This is a genomic window from Burkholderia stagnalis, assembly GCF_039848545.1.
Lineage (GTDB): Bacteria > Pseudomonadota > Gammaproteobacteria > Burkholderiales > Burkholderiaceae > Burkholderia > Burkholderia stagnalis.
In genome coordinates, this window is the sequence record NZ_CP156686.1 from 651,530 (window position 1) to 668,195 (window position 16,666).

At 68.3% G+C, this 16,666-nt stretch carries 16 protein-coding genes; 12 read left to right on the forward strand and 4 right to left on the reverse strand.

The annotated features are described in order from the left end of the window. The first annotated feature begins 247 nt into the window (after positions 1–247). On the forward strand, positions 248–1,123 hold the full coding sequence (gene ypfJ / locus ABFO07_RS19795) for a KPN_02809 family neutral zinc metallopeptidase (RefSeq protein WP_059804639.1): 876 nt from the start codon (positions 248–250) through the stop codon (positions 1,121–1,123). Positions 1,124–1,232: 109 nt separating this feature from the next. Here the strand turns inward: ypfJ and ABFO07_RS19800 are convergent, their stop codons facing one another. From ABFO07_RS19800 to ABFO07_RS19810, 3 genes are all read right to left on the reverse strand, one after another. Then, a complete protein-coding gene (locus ABFO07_RS19800; protein ID WP_059804642.1) occupies positions 1,233–1,661 on the reverse strand; it encodes a hypothetical protein in 429 nt (142 codons plus the stop codon). Between the two features lie 15 nt (positions 1,662–1,676). Further along, positions 1,677–2,642, reverse strand: a complete 966-nt coding sequence (locus tag ABFO07_RS19805; protein ID WP_124481046.1) for a hypothetical protein — start codon at positions 2,640–2,642, stop codon at positions 1,677–1,679. A 288-nt stretch (positions 2,643–2,930) separates the two neighbouring features. Beyond that, positions 2,931–3,086, reverse strand: a complete 156-nt coding sequence (locus ABFO07_RS19810; RefSeq protein WP_155681691.1) for a hypothetical protein — start codon at positions 3,084–3,086, stop codon at positions 2,931–2,933. Here ABFO07_RS19810 and ABFO07_RS19815 point away from each other — a divergent pair. From ABFO07_RS19815 to ABFO07_RS19860, 10 genes are all read left to right on the forward strand, one after another. Then, positions 3,079–3,792, forward strand: a complete 714-nt coding sequence (locus ABFO07_RS19815) for a helix-turn-helix transcriptional regulator (RefSeq protein ID WP_060027452.1) — start codon at positions 3,079–3,081, stop codon at positions 3,790–3,792. The genes ABFO07_RS19810 and ABFO07_RS19815 overlap by 8 nt on opposite strands. A gap of 119 nt (positions 3,793–3,911) precedes the next feature. Beyond that, entirely contained in the window at positions 3,912–5,414 is a 1,503-nt protein-coding gene (locus ABFO07_RS19820; protein WP_124491038.1) for an aldehyde dehydrogenase family protein, read from the forward strand. Between the two features lie 43 nt (positions 5,415–5,457). Further along, positions 5,458–6,798 (forward strand): aspartate aminotransferase family protein, encoded by a 1,341-nt coding sequence (locus ABFO07_RS19825; RefSeq protein WP_059804653.1) that lies wholly within the window; start codon positions 5,458–5,460, stop codon positions 6,796–6,798. Between the two features lie 117 nt (positions 6,799–6,915). Beyond that, positions 6,916–8,415 (forward strand): APC family permease, encoded by a 1,500-nt coding sequence (locus ABFO07_RS19830; RefSeq protein WP_322237460.1) that lies wholly within the window; start codon positions 6,916–6,918, stop codon positions 8,413–8,415. Then, positions 8,412–9,080: a DUF3156 family protein gene (locus ABFO07_RS19835; RefSeq protein WP_347469446.1), complete on the forward strand. Its 669-nt coding sequence runs from the start codon at positions 8,412–8,414 to the stop codon at positions 9,078–9,080. Before ABFO07_RS19830 ends, ABFO07_RS19835 begins: the two co-directional genes overlap by 4 nt. A gap of 74 nt (positions 9,081–9,154) precedes the next feature. Beyond that, positions 9,155–10,099: a helix-turn-helix domain-containing protein gene (locus ABFO07_RS19840; protein WP_059562989.1), complete on the forward strand. Its 945-nt coding sequence runs from the start codon at positions 9,155–9,157 to the stop codon at positions 10,097–10,099. Between the two features lie 127 nt (positions 10,100–10,226). Further along, a complete protein-coding gene (locus ABFO07_RS19845) occupies positions 10,227–11,435 on the forward strand; it encodes a porin (protein WP_059804667.1) in 1,209 nt (402 codons plus the stop codon). Positions 11,436–11,626: 191 nt separating this feature from the next. Then, positions 11,627–12,865: an ABC transporter substrate-binding protein gene (locus tag ABFO07_RS19850; protein ID WP_059920832.1), complete on the forward strand. Its 1,239-nt coding sequence runs from the start codon at positions 11,627–11,629 to the stop codon at positions 12,863–12,865. A 34-nt stretch (positions 12,866–12,899) separates the two neighbouring features. Then, the gene (locus ABFO07_RS19855; RefSeq protein WP_059884064.1) at positions 12,900–13,769 is read left to right on the forward strand and encodes a carbohydrate ABC transporter permease; all 870 of its coding nucleotides are present in this window, start codon (positions 12,900–12,902) and stop codon (positions 13,767–13,769) included. Between the two features lie 20 nt (positions 13,770–13,789). After that, on the forward strand, positions 13,790–14,632 hold the full coding sequence (locus tag ABFO07_RS19860) for a carbohydrate ABC transporter permease (protein WP_059805039.1): 843 nt from the start codon (positions 13,790–13,792) through the stop codon (positions 14,630–14,632). A 52-nt stretch (positions 14,633–14,684) separates the two neighbouring features. Here the strand turns inward: ABFO07_RS19860 and ABFO07_RS19865 are convergent, their stop codons facing one another. Then, positions 14,685–15,707, reverse strand: a complete 1,023-nt coding sequence (locus ABFO07_RS19865) for a LacI family DNA-binding transcriptional regulator (RefSeq protein ID WP_059884066.1) — start codon at positions 15,705–15,707, stop codon at positions 14,685–14,687. 6 nt (positions 15,708–15,713) lie between these two features. Here ABFO07_RS19865 and ABFO07_RS19870 point away from each other — a divergent pair, with 6 nt between their 5' ends. Next, positions 15,714–16,658, forward strand: a complete 945-nt coding sequence (locus ABFO07_RS19870; protein ID WP_347469447.1) for a phosphatidylinositol-specific phospholipase C — start codon at positions 15,714–15,716, stop codon at positions 16,656–16,658. Positions 16,659–16,666 lie beyond the last annotated feature (8 nt).

Consider the following 16,666-nt stretch of genomic DNA (forward strand, 5'->3'; position numbering starts at 1 on the left):
GGCGCGCGTCGCCCGGTTATCGTCTGTCGAAATGCCGCGCGCGGCTGGCACACTGTGCAATTCAAGACACGCCGCGTTCGCGCGGCGCGCCGCATTTTGCAAAAACTGACGATCGCGCGCGCCCGATCGCTCTATGCTCGATATTTTTGCGATATGCCGTCAAAGCTCGGCACAATAGCGCGGGCGGCCGGCGCGATCCGGCCGGCGCGATCCGGCCGGCGCAACGACAAGCAAGGGAGAGTCCGCCATGAGACTGGACGACGAAGCAGAAAGCCAGAATGTCGAGGATCGCCGCAGTGGCGGCGGCTTCGGCGGCGGGCGGGCGACGATCGGCATCGGCACGATCGTCATCGCGCTGGCCGCATCGTATTTTTTCGGGATCGACCCGCGTGTCGTCCTCGAAGGCGCGTCGGCGCTGCAGGGCGCGCGGCAGCAGCAGGCCCAGCCGTCGGCCGCGCAGCAGCACGCCGCACCCGCGAACGACGCCGGCGCGGTGTTCACCCGCAAGGTGCTCGGCAACATCGAGCGGACCTGGGGGAACATCTTCACGGCGCAACTGCACGAGCAGTACCAGCCGCCGACGCTCGTGATGTTCCGGAACGCCACGCCGACGGCCTGCGGCACCGGCCAGACCGCAATGGGGCCGTTCTACTGTCCGGCCGACCGCAAGGTCTATATCGATCTCGGGTTCTACAGCGACCTGCGCAACCGCTTCGGCGCGGGTGGCGATTTCGCGCAGGCGTACGTGATCGCGCATGAGGTCGGCCATCACGTGCAGAACCTGCTCGGCATTTCCGGCAAGGTCGACGCCGCGCGCCGGCGTTCGAGCGAGGCGCGCGCGAACCAGTTGTCGGTGCGCATGGAACTGCAGGCCGACTGCTTCGCGGGCGTGTGGGCGAACAACGCGCAGCGCGCGAACCAGCGGCTCATCGAGCCGGGCGACTTCGAGCAGGGCCTGAAGACGGCTGCGGCGATCGGCGACGATCGTCTGCAGCAGCAAGGGCAGGGCTATGTGGTGCCGGAGAGCTTCACGCACGGCACGAGCGAACAGCGGGTGTACTGGCTGCGGCGCGGGCTCGAATCGGGGCAGTTGAGCGTGTGCGATACGTTCGCGTCGCGGTGAGGCGGGCTGCCGCCATGCACATCGTCAAGTCAACCGCCCCGACGAAACCGGGGCGGTTCGCCCGACGATGCTTCACTCGGTTGGCGTAACCCGGCTCAAGACCCGCGACCTACGCCGCCGCCTTCGCTGCTAGCAGAAATGTTCTCCCGGTGGAGATGACGGAGAGTGACGGCCCTGCGGCGAGTGAGGCCACGAAATTGATAAAAGCGGTGACTGCCGCGACGGTCGTCGCAATCCGCGCGCTCGTCTTGATAGCATCCGCGAGCGTCCGTGCGCACTGGTTGATGACGTCGACTGCCTCTCCGGAATCGGCCAGCGCGGCCGTCATGTTGTCGACGGTGATCGTCTGAAGCGCCGCAAGCAACGTGTTGGACTGCCCGATCAAGTTGAGTGCCAGCGCCAGCTCGTCCCGAGTCTGCTCGGGATCCGCCGTCAATTTATGGACCTGCGTGCCGATTGCCTGCACGTACGAGATGCCGACGTCCTTGATCTGCTGAAGTTCGTCTTGCGTCGGTGAGACGGAGATAGCGGGTGCCATACATGACTCCAGTTTTCAGAATGCCTTCCTGAGCGCTTCCGCGGTGTCGTAAGCGGACTTCGAAAAATCCTTGATTTCAACCGCCACATCCTTCGCGGATGGCGACTGTACGCTGGACTGCGCGGCCTTGAATGCCGGCATGAGCTTGTCCAGAAGGGTGACGTACTGATTCAGCGCGTGCTGCTGAGCCTCGCTTTTTGCCGACATCGCGGCCATCTCCGTCGAGATGCTTTCCTGAGCGACCGGCTCGAAGTAGTAGCCCGCTGACTGGAGGACCGAGAACAGATCCTTTGCCTGGAGTGCAAGCTGCTGATTGGACTGGAGCTGTGTGCCGTAATTGCTCGCCAGCGTTTTAAGGGCGCCGACAACCTTGGCGACGCTTTCCGAGCTCTCGTCATTCAGCACGGAAGCAAGCTTATTTTGACGGTAGGACCGAATGGCTGCCGAATAGATGAGCTTTTGCAGGCTGTCGACCGCCTGCACCTGGCTTGTCGAGATCAGCGAGGATCCATCCGGGTTCTTGAATCCGGCCAGACTCTGCGGAAGGCTGTCAAAGGCAGGGTTGTAGGTGACGAATTGATCCTGCGAAAGGCTTTTCAAGCCCGATGCATAATTCGACAAAGCCTGGTTGAGGAGTTGCAGGGCGGGGGTCAGTTTGTTAAGCCGTACGCAATTGTCCTTGACTTTCTCTCGAACGGGTTTCAGACCGTCGACCAAGCCTCGGGCTGCCTGTTCGACCATCGGATCAATTTTCTTCCCAGTGGTTTTGGCATGTGCCAGCGCAGAAGCGCCGACATTGTATTCCGCTCGGAAAAGCGATTCGAAATCCGTGCATGTGTCGGGCAGGTTCGAGAATACGGTATTCGTCTCGGACGCCACGTTGGAGGCGGAATTCGCGAATGCCGAGACGTTGGACAGGTTTGTGGCGCACCCCGCCAGCAAGCAGGAGATGCCGGCGCACATCCAGAATTGAAGTCGCATGTTTTTCCCCGGATCGCGAACGATTCGCTGATTTCTTATTGCGCGGCAGCAATTGAAGCCTGCTCGCTTGCGCGTGGTCACGCGGGCGTCTGAATTGCGTGGTGATGGATCGCGACAGACGGTACGAAGAAATCTAATACACGAATAAACCTTAAGCAACTGGAATTCGAGCGTTAATTCAAGGTGATTTTTTATTAATGCTAGCGTTTACTTCATTTGGCGATTTGTATGTAAATGCATGCGATGTGACGGCGGGATGGAGGCCGCTGACTTGTCCTTCGCAGCCAATCACCGCAATGCGTATTCAGCCTCGGTCAAGCCGCTGTTCTCGATGGCAGGCAAGCTGCCGTCCCGGCGACTTGCCGATTTGTGCTCACGCGTCATGCGTCGGCGCCGGTAGTCTGCCTCGACATCCGACGCGTCCGCCAGCCAGCCGATGTCCATCACGCCGATTTCATCACCGCCTTTCGATGCCGCCGCTGCCGACTGGCACCGCGCGCTGCGGGCCTGCGTGAGCGCCTTCGAAGCATTCGCGCGCCCATCGGCGACCGTGTTCTACCGGCTCGATGCGAGCGGCGAGCCGGCGGATTTCGAACTGTTCGGGATGCCGGAATCGATGCATCGCACCTATGTCGCCCGTTACCGGATGCTCGATCCGCTGCATCCGTCGCGTTGCGCGTCGGGCGCCGGCGAGGTCGTCACGCTCGCGTCGCAGCTGCCCGACGCGTGCCGCGACGCCTCTGCGTACTGGACCTGCTTCCTGCGCCGCCACGATGTCGCCGACGTGATCGAGATATGGCTGCGCGACGCGGGCCGGACGGTCGGCGCATTCTCGCTGCTGCGTTTCGGCGCGGCGGGCCGCTTCTCGCCGAGTGAAATCGACGCGCTCGCGCGTGTGCAACCGGTGGCCGAGGCTGCGCTGGGCCCGCTGCTGCGCGCGCGGCGCGGCATCCACCGGATCGGCTGCGAGGAGCGCCTGACCTACCGCGAGGAGCAGATCGCGCGCCTCGTGCGCGACGGCCGCTCGAACAAGGAGATCGCGCGGGATCTCGCGCTCGGCCAGCCGACCATCAAGACGCACCTGATGCGCATGTATCGCAAGCTCGGCGTGTCGAACCGCACCGAACTCGTCGGCGCGCTGTTCCTGTAGTCGCCGCAGCCCCCACACGCTGCCAATTTGCGCTCACGGCGCGCCGAACCCGCTCGATACAGTGGTGCGACGCCCGCGTGCCACGCACGCGGCCTCGACCCGACACCTTCGAGACGCTCATGACCTCAACGACCTTCGTCGCCGTCAGCGACACCGTGCGCCGCTTCGTCGCGCGCGACTTCGGCCTTTTCATCGATGGCGACATGCAGCCCGCGCACGCCAGCGCACGGCTCGACATCTACAACCCGGCGACCGACGAGCGGCTCGCGTCGGTCGCGGACGCCGACGAACACGACGTCGGCCGCGCGGTCGCGAGCGCGAAGCGCGCATTCGACGCGCGCGTATGGAGCGGCCTGCGCCCGGCGGACCGCGAACGCATCCTGCTGAAGCTCGCCGACCTGATCGAACGCGACGCCGAAACCCTCGCGCAGCTCGAGACGCTGAACCAGGGCAAGTCGATCCACGTCGCGCGCGCGGTCGAGGTCGGCGCGAGCGTCGAATACGTGCGCTACATGGCTGGCTGGGCGACCAAGATCACCGGCCAGACGCTCGACGTGTCGATCCCGTTTCCGCCCGGCACGCGCTACACGGCCTATACGCGCAAGGAACCGGTGGGCGTGGTCGCGGCGATCGTGCCGTGGAATTTTCCGCTGATGATCGCCGTGTGGAAGCTCGTGCCCGCGCTCGCGGCCGGCTGCACGATCGTGCTGAAGCCGTCGCCGGAAACGCCGCTCACCGCGTTGCGCCTCGCCGAGCTTGCACGCGAAGCGGGCGTGCCGCCGGGCGTGTTCAACGTCGTCACCGGCGGCCGCGCGTGCGGCGCGGCGCTCGCGAGCGATCCGTCGGTCGCGAAGATCTCGTTCACGGGCTCGACCGCGACCGGCAAGCTGGTCGGCGCGGCGGCCGTGCAGAACATGACGCGCTTCTCGCTCGAACTCGGCGGCAAGAACCCGATCGTGATGCTCGACGACGTCGACGTGCAGCAGGCGCTCGACGGCGTCGCGGCCGGCGCGTTCTTCAACCAGGGGCAGGTGTGCGCGGCCGCGTCGCGCATCTACGTGCACCGCAGCAAGTTCGCGCAGCTTGCGGACGGCCTCGCGGGCGTCGCGCAGTCGATGAAGCTCGGGCCGGGGCTCGACACGAGCGCGCAGATCAACCCGCTCGTGTCCGCGCAGCACCGCGACAAGGTCGTGCAGCACATCGAAGGGGCACGCCGCGACGGCCTCACGTTCCTCGCGGGCGGCACGCCGGCCGACGAGCTGCCCGGCTACTTCGTGAAGCCCGCGGTGATCGCCGACCCGCGCCCCGACAGCGCGATCGTGCGCGACGAGGTGTTCGGCCCGGTGATCGTCGTGGTGCCGTTCGACGACGCGGCCGACGCCGTGCGGCTCGCGAACGCGTCGCCGTACGGGCTCGCCGCGAGCATCTGGAGCAACGATTTGACGCGCGTGATGAACCTCGTGCCGCAGATCGAGGCCGGCACCGTGTGGGTGAACTGCCATATCCCGCTCGATCCGTCGATGCCGTTCGGCGGCTACAAGCAGTCGGGCATCGGCCGCGAGTTCGGCCAGTACGCGATCGAAGGCTTCACCGAAACCAAATCCGTCTGCATCGCGCATTGACGCGCGGCGCGGCCTGACCACCCATCCAAAACCGGAGACTGCAATGAGCTACAACGAAGCGAAGTTCTGGCACCCGATGCTGCACCCGAACGACATGAAGCGGCGCCAGCCGATCCGCATCGTGCGCGGCGACGGCTGCTACGTGTTCGACGAACACGGCAGGCAGCTCGTCGACGGCGTCGCGGGCCTGTGGAACGTGAACGTCGGCCACAACCGCCAGGAAGTGAAAGATGCGATCGTGCGCCAGCTCGACGAGCTCGAATATTTCCAGCTGTTCGACGGGATCAGCCACCCGCGCGCGGAGGAGCTGTCGAAGCTGCTGATCGACATGCTCGAGCCGGAAGGGATGCGCCGCGTGCTGTACAGCTCGGGCGGCTCGGATTCGATCGAGACCGCGCTGAAGATCGCGCGCCAGTACTGGAAGGTGCGCGGCCAGGCCGACCGCACCAAGTTCATTTCGCTGAAGCAGGGCTACCACGGCACGCATTTCGGCGGCGCGTCGGTCAACGGCAACACGGTGTTCCGCCGCAACTACGAGCCGAACCTGCCGGGCTGCTTCCACGTCGAGACGCCGTGGCTGTATCGCAACCCGTTCACGCAGGATCCCGAGGAACTGGGCCGGATCTGCGCGGAGCTGCTGGAGCGCGAGATCCTGTTCCAGAGCCCCGACACGGTGGCCGCGTTCATCGCGGAGCCGATCCAGGGCGCGGGCGGGGTGATCGTGCCGCCGGCCAACTACTGGCCGCTCGTGCGCGAGGTGTGCGACCGCTACGGCGTGCTGCTGATCGCCGACGAGGTCGTCACGGGCTTCGGCCGCAGCGGCAGCCTGTTCGGCAGCCGCGGCTGGGGCGTGCGCCCGGACATCATGTGTCTCGCGAAGGGCATCTCGTCGGGCTACGTGCCGCTTGGCGCGACCGCCGTGAACGCGCGGATCGAGGACGCGTTCGCCGGCAACGCCGATTTCGGCGGCGCGATCATGCACGGCTACACGTATGCGGGCCACCCGGTCGCGTGTGCGGCCGCAATCGCGAGCCTCGACATCGTGCTGAAGGAGGATCTGCCGGCGAACGCGGCGAAGCAGGGCGCCTATCTGCTCGAAGCGCTGCAGCCGTTCGCCGGGCGCTTCGCGGCGGTGGGCGAGGTGCGCGGCAAGGGGCTGATGCTCGCGCTCGACCTCGTCGCGGACAAGGCGACCCGCGAGCCGATCGATCCGCTGTCCGGCTATGCGAACGCGGTGGCCGAGGTCGCGCGCGAGCACGGCGTGCTGGTGCGCCCGGTCGGCACCAAGATCATCCTGTCGCCGCCGCTCGTGATCCAGCGCGAGCAGCTCGACCGGATCGTCGACGCGCTCGCGGCCGGCTTTGCCGCGGTGCCGTTCGCGTAACGCGGGCCCGCCGCGCGGGCGGTACGGACGCCGCCCGCCGGTTTGCCGATTTGAGCTATCTCTCGCTTTTTTGGATTACGTATTTTGTCGACATCGGACGGTAGATAGGAGACGACGATGTCGGAATGGTCAGGGTATACGAGCACGGCGGGCGACACGTCCGCCGCCGCGACGGGTGCGCAGCACGGCACCGTGCTGAAGGCGGGGGCGGTCGGCTTCCCGACCGCGCTGGCGAGCGCCGTCGGGCTCATCATGGCGAGCCCGGTGATTCTCACCGCGACGTCGGGCTTCGGGATGGGCGGCTGGGCGTTCGCGATCGCGATGATCATCGCGTTCGTGATGATGCAGGCGCAGGCGACGACCTTCGCCGAGGCGGCCGCGATGCTGCCCACCGCGGGCTCGGTTTACGATTACCTGTCGTGCGGGCTCGGCCGCTTCTGGGCGATCACCGGCACGATTTCCGCGTATTTCCTCGTGCACGTGTTCGCGGGCACGGCGGAGACGATCCTGAGCGGCATCATGGCGCTCGTCAACTTCGAATCGCTGAACGCCGCGCTCGAGCAGCACAACAGTTCGTGGCTCGTCGGCGTCGTTCTCGTGATCACGTTCGCGATCACCAACATCATCGGCATCAAGGTGTTCAGCAAACTCGAGATCGTGCTGACGGCCGGCATGTGGCTGTCGCTGATGACCTTCGGGATCCTCGGCATCGCCGCCGCGCCGGCCGTGCAGCTCGACGGCTGGTTCGGCCGCTCGGAAGTCGGCACGACGGTGCCGGCCGTGCTGTCGCTCGTCGGGATGGCGATGTTCATGTTCGTCGGCTGCGAGTTCGTCACGCCGCTCGCGCCGGAGATGAGAGCGCCCGGCCGCACGATTCCGCGCGCGATGGCGCTCGGCCTCGTCGGCGTCGCGGTCTGCATGTTCCTGTACGGCGCGGCGATCCGCCGCCAGGTGCCGAACGTCGCGGTCAGCGCCGACGGCCTCACGCACCTGCTCGACACGCCCGGCGCGATTCCCGCGTTCGCGCTGCAGGTGCTCGGGCCGTTCGGCCGCGTGTGGTTCGGCATCGCATTCCTGTTTGCCGGCGCCGCGACGATCAACACGCTGATGGCCGGCCTGCCGCGCATCCTGTACGGGATGGCGATCGACGGCGCGCTGCCGCGCTGCTTCGCGTACCTGCATCCGCGTTTCAAGACGCCGGTGGTCGGCATCGTCGCGGCGGCGGTCGTGCCGATCTTCCATGCGTGGCTGATCAAGGGCAACCTCGACAGCATCCTGCACCTCGTGCTCGCGGCGACCTGCGCATGGGGCACCGCGTACCTGCTCGTCACCGCGTCGGTCGTGATGCTGCGGATCCGCCGGCCGGACCTGCCGCGCCCGTACCGCTCGCCGTGGTTCCCGCTGCCGCAGATCGTGTCGAGCGTCGGCATCGTGCTCGCGATCTGGTACATCACGCCGCCGGGCATGAACCCGCGCGACATCTACGTGCCGTTCGGCGCGATGCTCGGGCTGACCGCGCTGTATGCGCTGTTCTGGACCGTCGTCGTGCAGCGCCGGCATCCGTTCAGGCCGGTGCCGGTCGAGGACGTGCTGCGCAACGAGCACGTCGCCGGATGAAGGCCATGCTCGCCCGCTGGCGCGCCGCACCCGGTGCGCCGCCGCCCGGCTACCGGCCCGGCGCGACCGCCGCGCGCGTGCTGGCCGACCTGAGCGCCACGCGCGACGGCGCGGGCGGGGCAAGCGGGGCAAGCGGGGCAAGCGGGGCAAGCGGGGCGAACGGGGCGAACGGGGCGAACGGCGCAAACGGCGCAAACGGCGCAAACGGCGCGGCGAGGCTGCCGAACGGCGTGCGGGTGAGCGCCACCGAGCAGGTCGCGCGGCAGTTCCTGATGCACACGGTCAGCGTGCGGATCGCGGTGACGGCGCGCGGCCCGGCCGCGCACGGCAGTGCGCGTGTGTTACAGACGGGCTGGCTGCGGCGCACCGGCGTGCGCGCGGCGCCGCGGCCCGGGTGCGATCCCGATTTCGCGCGGATCGTCGACGCGCTGCTGGCCGAAACGGCGCTCGCCGACGCGCTGCGGCCTGTCCATTTGGCGGATTGCGCGATCGACGCGCATGACGGATGCTGGACCCTGACCATCGTGCCGTACGGCGGCAGCGAGGTCGTGAACCGGATGCCGTCGTTTCGCCGCTACGTGCGGCTGACGGGCGAGCAGGCTACTGCGCTGTCGGCGGCCTGCGCGGCATTCGATCGTGTATTGCGCGGCTTTTTGCGAAGGTAAGCTGTGGCGTCGCGTGCCGACGCACGATGCCGGCGGCCGCGCGCAAGGGAATCAGGGTTCCACCGGAGGCGCCGATGTTGTTCCAGTCACGTTCGCACGAAGACGTGCACGACCATGGGCTCGCGATCGCGGGCTGGCATCAGGTCTATCGTCAGATGACGCCGGGCCGGTTCAAGGGCACCGTCACGCAGGTGCTGTACGACGATTTCCACTTCTTCCGCGAAACCACCAACCGGCGCGTCGCGCAGACGGGCGTCGCGCCCGCTGGCCGCACGTCGCTCGCGGTGCCGCTGTCGATGCCGCTCGCGGGCACGTTCCAGGGGCAGCCGATCGACGGCTACGCACTGCTCGCGCTGCGCGCCGGAGAGGATTTCGAGTTCCATACGCCCGAAGGGATGGGCCTCGTCGGAATCAGCGCCGCGTCGGATCTCGTCGACGAGCTGTGCGAGGTCGAGTTCGGTTCGGGCGCGGCCGGCGGGCGCAAGCTGCATCACGTGACGCGGCTGTCGGACGCGCAGGGCGTCGCGCTCGGCGCGCGGCTGTCGTCGCTGATCGACGAAGCGCAACGCAACCCCGGCTGCCTCGAATACGCGGCGACGCGCCGGATGTTCCGCGACGCGATGCTCGGCATGTTCCTCGACGCGCTCGACCAGGCAGTCGGCGCGGAGCGCCGCGACATCACGCATGCGACCTACAGCGACATCGTGCGCCGTTGCGAGCGGCACCTGCGCGAGCGGCCGGAGGAGCCCGTCACCGTGCTCGAGCTGTGCCGCGCGTTGCGCTGCAGCCGGCGCACGCTGCAGACGAGCTTCCAGCGCGTCGCCGACGTGACGCCGGTCGGCTACCTGCGCACGATCCGCCTGAACGCGGTGCGGCGCATGCTGCGCACGACGACCGCGCAGCAGCTCGGCGTCGGCGAGGCGGCCGCGAGCTGGGGCTTCACGCACCTCGGCTACTTCGCGCGCGAGTATCGCGACCTGTTCGGCGAACTGCCGTCGCAGACGCTGCGCCCCGAATGAGCGCCACGCCGCATCCGTTTGCCGATTTGCGATAGAGGTCCGGAATTTTCGCCGGATAGAGTCCCGTCACCCACATCATCAACCATATCGCTTCGCACAGCGAAGCGATGACCATCAGGGGACGGGAATGACGATCGGACGACGACTGGCCGCAGCGGCGGCTGCAGCTTCCTGCGTTCACGCGCACGCGCAGACTTCAGGCAGCGTGACGCTGTACGGCACCGTGGATACCGGCATCATCTACTCGACGAACCAGCAGTTCACGCGTGCGGACGGCAGCGTCGGCGGCGGGCATGCGTGGCAGATGGGCGGCGGCAACCTCGTGCCGTCGCGTTTCGGCCTGCAGGGCGCGGAGCCGCTCGGCGGCGGCCTGAATGCGGTGTTCGCGCTCGAGCAGCAGTTCCTGTCCGCGAACGGGCAGGCGCTGCAGGGCGGTGCGGCATTCAGCCGGCAGGCGTGGGTCGGGCTGCGGCAGGACGGCGTCGGCACGCTCGGCCTCGGGCGGCAATACGATTCCTATACCGACATGCTCGGCGCGTACGTGTCGAGCAACAACTGGTCGACGCCATACGGCTCGCATCTCGGCGACGTCGACAACCTGAACGCCGCGTTCAACTTCAACAACGCGGTGAAGTTCACGAGCACGGATTTCAACGGCCTCACGTTCGGCGGCACGTTCAGCTTCGGCGGGCAGGCCGGCAATTTCTCCGCGAAGCGCGGCTATGCGCTGGCCGTGTCGTACAACCGCGCGCCGGTGTCGCTCGCGCTCGGCTACCTGAACCTGCGCCAGCCGCTCGACGCGGCGCTCGGCGGCCAGAGCGGCTATATCGGCGATTTCTCCTGCAGCAACCCGGGCGCGATGTACTGCCTGCTGCAGGACGCCGCGTCGATGCGCACGTTCGGCGCGGGCGGCTCGGTCGCGCTCGGCGATGCCACGGTTGCGCTCACGTACACACATACGCGCCTGGGCGACAGCCGCTTCTTCTCGACGGATGCGCGGCCCGGCACGCAGGCATTCACGTTCGACGCCGGCGAACTGAACGTCACGTACATGTTCACGCCCGCGCTGCAGGGCGGCGTTGCGTACATCTTCAACGCCGCGCATACCGACGGGCGCGGCACGACGCGTTTCCACCAGGTGAACGTCGGCACCAACTACAGCCTGTCGAAGCGCACCGCGCTGTATGCGGTCGCGATCGGCCAGCTCGCGAGCGGCACGGGGCTCGGCACCGATGCGGGCGGCAACCCGGCCAACTACGCGCAGATCCCGGTGCTCGGCAACAGCAATTCGAACCGGCAGCTCGCGGTGATGGCGGGGATACGCGTGAACTTCTGACGCGGCGACGGCCGGTTGCCGGGGCAGGCGCGGCGGGGCGGCCGCCCGAACCCGCACAAGCCGCCTGCCACAATTCCTTAACGATCGGCGTGAACAATGGCGTTCGTCTCGAGCGGCCCGAGCCGCCCCTTTCGTTGCACACGTGTGCAACGGATTGCCGTTCCACCATCGCGCCCATCGTGAGGAAGACCATGACATTTTTCAGCCGCCTGCGCGCGCTGTCCGCCGCCGTTGCGCTCTCCGTCGTCGCGTCGCATGCCGTCGCCGCGGATCTCGTCATCGCGGGCCGCGACGACATCTACGGCAAGGGGCTGGCCGACGCCGTCGCCGGCTTCCAGAAGCTGCATCCCGGCACCGACGTCGAACTGCTGAAGCTGCCGAACGCGAACCTCTACCAGAAGCTCAAGCTGTCGATGCGCGAAGGCACCGGCGCGTACGACCTCGTGATGATGGACGACACGTGGTCGCCGGAATTCATCGGCAACGGCTGGCTGAAGCCGCTGCCGGCGACGCTCGCGGACGCCGACCTGGTCGCGTCGACCGTCGCGCTCGGCCGCAACGCGGCGGGCGGGCTGTATGCGCTGCCGGTGGTCGGCAACGTCGAGATGTTCGCGTACCGCAAGGATCTGCTCGCGAAATTCAAGCTGCAGCCGCCGCGCAACTGGGACGACGTGCTGAAGATCGCGCAGACGCTCGGCGGCGCGGACAAGAGCCTGAGCGGCGTCGTGTTCCGCGGCACCAAGGGCAACCCGGTCGTGACGGGGTTCCTGCCGATCCTGTGGGCGTACGGCGGCGACGTGCTCGATCGCGCCGGCAACGTGACGATCGATTCGCGCGAGGCGCAGGCGGCGCTGAAGACCTTCCTCGCGCTGAAGGCGTACGCGCCGAAGGACGTCGACGTGTACGGCGCGGCGGAAGTGCGCGATGCGCTGCAGCGCGGCACCGCCGCGCAGGCGATCGAGGTCTGGCCCGCGTGGGTGCCGGCGCTCGACGATCCGAAGCAGTCGCGCGTGGCCGGCCAGATCGCGCTGCAGGCGCCGCCGGGGCAGACCGCGGGCCCCGCGCCGATGCTCGGCATCTGGCAGATGGCGATTCCGAAGGACGCGCCGCATGCGAAGCTCGCGCAGGATTTCCTAGCCTACCTGACGTCGCGCGACACGCAGGCGCGCCTCGCCGCGCTCGGCATTCCGCCGACCCGCAAGAGCGTGTTCGAGGATCCGGCGCTGGTGCGGCAGTATCGCTGGTACCCGGATCAGCTGAAGGCGCTCGAAGCGGGCCGCGCGCGGCCGCGCGTGAAGGACTGGCAGCAGATCGAGAGCATCCTCGGCGACCAGCTGCAGCTCGCGCTGACGGGGCAGGCCGCGCCCGACGCGGCGCTGCGCCAGGCGCGGCAGAAGATCGCGCAGGCGATGGCCGCGGCGGGCAAATGATGCATCGCGCCGACGCATTCGACGCAAGCCGCCCATGAAGACGCCAGGCCGCATGCTGCCGTTCGTCGCGCTGCTCGGGCCCGCGCTGCTGGTGCTGGTTGCGCTCGCGCTGTATCCGGTGGCGCAGGTGCTGGTCGATTCGTTCTGCCAGGTCGACTACACGGCGGGCCGCCGCGCGTTCGCGGGCCTCGCGAACTATCGCGCGGTGCTCGCCGACGATGCATTCGCCGCCGGTTTCGGCAACACGCTGCGCTTCACGCTCGCCGCGTCGCTCGTCGAGGTGGCGCTCGGTTTCGGTCTCGCGCTGCTGTTCGTGCGCGCGTTCCCGGGCCGCAAGCTCGCGCTGCCGCTCGCGATCCTGCCGATGATGCTGTCGACGCTCGTCTGCTCGGCCATCTGGCGCAACTGGCTCAACTTCGACGGCTTTCTGAACGCGCTGCTCGCGACCGTCGGGCTGGACGGCGTGCGCTGGCTGTCGGATCCGCATCTGGCGCTGTGGTCGCTGATGCTCGTCGACGTGTGGCAGTGGACGCCGATGGCGTTCCTGATCGTGCTCGCGGGCCTGCAGTCGATCCCGCAGGAGCTGTACGAAGCCGCGCGCACCGACGGCGCGAGCGAATGGCAGTGCCTGCGCGACATCACGCTGCCGCTCGCCGCGCCGCAGATCGGGCTCGCCTTGCTGCTGCGCTCGATCGACACGTTCAAGCTGTTCGACAAGGTCTACGCGCTGACGGGCGGCGGCCCCGGCAACGCGACGCAGACGCTGTCGACCTACATCTACGACACGGGGTTTCGCTTCTTCAACGTCGGGCCGGCGAGCGCCGCGTCGGTGCTGATGCTCGCGGCGTCCGCGCTGCTCGTCTCGGGATACGTATGGCAAACGGTTCGCAAGCGGCGCGCGTGACGCCGCACGGCGCGCGCGCCATGGCGCGGCCCGCGCGCGGCCGCGCGGCATTCGCACGGGGCATGCCGTGGGCGCTGCGCGCGCTCGCGCTGGCGGCGCTGCTGCTGCCGTGCCTGTGGATGGCGGGCGCGGCCTTCATGCCGACGCTCGAGCGGCTCGATCATCCGCTGCGGCTGTGGCCGGCCGCGCCGACCCTCGCGCATTTCGCGTCGGTCTGGTCGAACGGCATCGGCGGCCCGCTCGTCAATTCGCTGCTGGTCGGCTTCGGCACGACGCTGCTGGCGCTGGCGCTCGCGTTTCCGGCCGCCTATGCGCTCGTGCGGCTGCGTTTTCCCGCGCGCCTGGACCTGCTGTTCCTCGTGCTCGTGCTGGCGCTGAAGCTGATGCCGCCGATCACGATCGCGGTGCCGCTGTTCGCGCTCGCGAAGCGGCTGCACCTGCTCGATTCGTCGCCCGGCCTGATGATCGCGTACCAGCTCTACGCGCTGCCGATGGCGATCTGGATGCTGCTCGCGTTCGTGCGCGACGTGCCTGTCGAATACGAGGAAGCCGCGTGCATCGACGGCGCGGGGCTCGCGCGGCGGCTCGTGCAGATCGTGCTGCCGCTGTGCGCGCCCGGCCTGATCGCCACCGCGATCTTCGTGTTCATCGCCGCATGGAACGAGTTCCTGCTCGCGCTGCTGTTCGTGTCGACGCCGAGCCGTTTCACGCTGCCGCTCGCGATCGCGGGCTACGTGACCGAGAACGGCATCGACTGGGGCGACCTGATGAGCGCGGGGCTGATCGCGTCGCTGCCGACGCTCGCGGTGGCCGGGTACGTGCAGCGCTATCTGCTGCGCGGCTTCGCGGGCGGGTTGAAGTGAACCTTGACGTGAACCGGCCGGGTGGTGCGGGCGCGCCGCGTCGTGGCCGGCGTCAGCCGCAGCTGTGACGGATCACGCGCGTCACCGGCACGACCTGCGTGCGCGACGGGCCGGCAAAAGCCTGCATCCGCTCGGCCAGCATGCCGACGGCCGCGTTCGCGAGCCCCTGCGTGTCCTGCCGGAAAGTCGTCAGCGCGTAGCCGTCGTACGCGGCGGCGGGAATGTCGTCGAAGCCGATCACGCGCAGGTCGTCCGGCACGTGCAGGCCGAAGCGGTGCCGCGCGGTGTCGATCACGCCCAGCGCGAGCAGGTCGGACGAGCAGAACACGCCGTCCGGACGCGCGTTGCCGGCCAGCAGCTGCCGCGCGGCGTCGACGCCGCATGCGTAGGTGTCGGATGGCGTCGCGTGAATCCGCATCGCCGCGGCGCGCTCGGGCGCGTGTTGACGGAGCGCGTCGGCGAATGCGGCGGCGCGCGCGTTCGCGCTGTAGCTCGTTGCGCGCGGCCCGACGAACGCGGGACGTTGCGCGCCGGCCTCGGCAAGCATCCGCGCGGCATTGGCGGCGCCGTCCGCGTTGTCGCTGACGACGACGTCCGCGCCGGGCAGGTTCGCCGCGCGATTGATCATCACGACCGGAATCCGGTGCGCGAGGTACTGGCGCGCGACCGACAGCGGCGGCGACGCGGACGTCATCACCAGGCCGGCGATCCGGTAGCTGAGCAGCCGCTCGAGCGACTGGCGGATCTGGCGCGGGTCTTCCGCGTTCGTCACGAGCGGCGTGAGCGCGCGATGCCCGAGCGCCGCCAGCAGGTCGGACAGCAGCCGCGCGCGAAACGGGTTCTCGAAGCCCGCGGTGACGACGCCGATCATGCTGCTGCGCTGCGTGATCATGTCGCGCGCGATCAGGTTCACCTGGTAGCCGAGCGCGCGCGCCGCATGCATCACGCGTTCGCGTGTCTCGGGCGCGATGCTCGCCGTCGGCGAGAACGCGCGCGACACCGCCGAGCGCGACACGCCGGCCCGCGCCGCCACGTCGGACGCGGTCACCCATTGTTTTTTCTGTTTGTCTGTCATCGACTCATGATCCATCCGCACTCCGATCCGCGCCTGCCGCTCGCCGACTGGATGTCGGCGCTCGACGACGCGCGAGCGCTGCATACCCTGACCGTACCGGGCAGTCATGACACCTGTGCGTATACCGTTGACGATGCTCTGGTCCGCACCCAGGACGCGCCGCTCGACGCGCAGCTGATGCACGGCGTGCGGATGCTCGATATCCGCTGCCGGCACGTGCACGACCGGTTCGAGATTCATCACGGCGGGATCGCGCTCGGGATGACCTTCGACGACGTGCTCGCGACCTGCGCGCGTTTTCTTGCCGCGCATCCGCGCGAATGCATCGTGATGTCGGTGAAGGACGAATGGCCGGCGCACGCGTGCCGGCGCAGCTTCGATGCGACGTTCGATGCGCATCGCGCGCGGCATCCGGGGTTGCGCTGGCATGCGGGCGGCGCGCTTCCGGCACTCGGCGACGTGCGCGGGGCGGCCGTGCTGCTGCGGCGCTTCCGGAGCAGCCGTCCGCTCGGCATCGACCTGACGGCGTGGCCGGACAACCAGACGTTCACGATCGATCAGCCGGGGGCGGCGTTCGTGATCCAGGACGCGTATCGCGTGCCGGTGGCGGCGTCGATCGACTACAAGTGGCGCGAGGTCGACGCATTGCTCACGCACATGCCGGGTGCGGAAAGCGGCCGCTGGGCGGTCAACTTCACCAGCGGGACGGGCATGGGCGCGAATCCGTCGGTCGTCGCGCGCGGCAACGGCACGATGGCGGGAATTCACGCGCGGCTCGCGAAACGGTTGCGCACGCACCCCGGGCCGTGCGGGATCGTGCTGCTCGACTTCTGTCGCGACGACGACTGGCGGCTGGTGCGGGCGCTGGTGGCGCGGAACGGGCAGCCGATTTCGTTACCGTGTATTACCGGTTCGCCGGAGAGCAGCGCCACCGGGCCGTCGCACGCGTGACGCCTGTC

Coding starts and splice junctions, on each gene's coding strand:
- ABFO07_RS19835 (WP_347469446.1), top strand. CDS start 8,412: ATGAAGGCCATGCTCGCCCGCTGGCGCGCCGCACCCGGTGCGCCGCCG.
- ABFO07_RS19825 (WP_059804653.1), top strand. CDS start 5,458: ATGAGCTACAACGAAGCGAAGTTCTGGCACCCGATGCTGCACCCGAAC.
- ABFO07_RS19840 (WP_059562989.1), top strand. CDS start 9,155: ATGTTGTTCCAGTCACGTTCGCACGAAGACGTGCACGACCATGGGCTC.
- ABFO07_RS19850 (WP_059920832.1), top strand. CDS start 11,627: ATGACATTTTTCAGCCGCCTGCGCGCGCTGTCCGCCGCCGTTGCGCTC.
- ABFO07_RS19860 (WP_059805039.1), top strand. CDS start 13,790: ATGGCGCGGCCCGCGCGCGGCCGCGCGGCATTCGCACGGGGCATGCCG.
- ABFO07_RS19845 (WP_059804667.1), top strand. CDS start 10,227: ATGACGATCGGACGACGACTGGCCGCAGCGGCGGCTGCAGCTTCCTGC.
- ABFO07_RS19805 (WP_124481046.1), bottom strand. CDS start 2,642: ATGCGACTTCAATTCTGGATGTGCGCCGGCATCTCCTGCTTGCTGGCG.
- ABFO07_RS19855 (WP_059884064.1), top strand. CDS start 12,900: ATGAAGACGCCAGGCCGCATGCTGCCGTTCGTCGCGCTGCTCGGGCCC.
- ypfJ (WP_059804639.1), top strand. CDS start 248: ATGAGACTGGACGACGAAGCAGAAAGCCAGAATGTCGAGGATCGCCGC.
- ABFO07_RS19810 (WP_155681691.1), bottom strand. CDS start 3,086: ATGGACATCGGCTGGCTGGCGGACGCGTCGGATGTCGAGGCAGACTAC.
- ABFO07_RS19800 (WP_059804642.1), bottom strand. CDS start 1,661: ATGGCACCCGCTATCTCCGTCTCACCGACGCAAGACGAACTTCAGCAG.
- ABFO07_RS19870 (WP_347469447.1), top strand. CDS start 15,714: ATGATCCATCCGCACTCCGATCCGCGCCTGCCGCTCGCCGACTGGATG.
- ABFO07_RS19830 (WP_322237460.1), top strand. CDS start 6,916: ATGTCGGAATGGTCAGGGTATACGAGCACGGCGGGCGACACGTCCGCC.
- ABFO07_RS19815 (WP_060027452.1), top strand. CDS start 3,079: ATGTCCATCACGCCGATTTCATCACCGCCTTTCGATGCCGCCGCTGCC.
- ABFO07_RS19865 (WP_059884066.1), bottom strand. CDS start 15,707: ATGACAGACAAACAGAAAAAACAATGGGTGACCGCGTCCGACGTGGCG.
- ABFO07_RS19820 (WP_124491038.1), top strand. CDS start 3,912: ATGACCTCAACGACCTTCGTCGCCGTCAGCGACACCGTGCGCCGCTTC.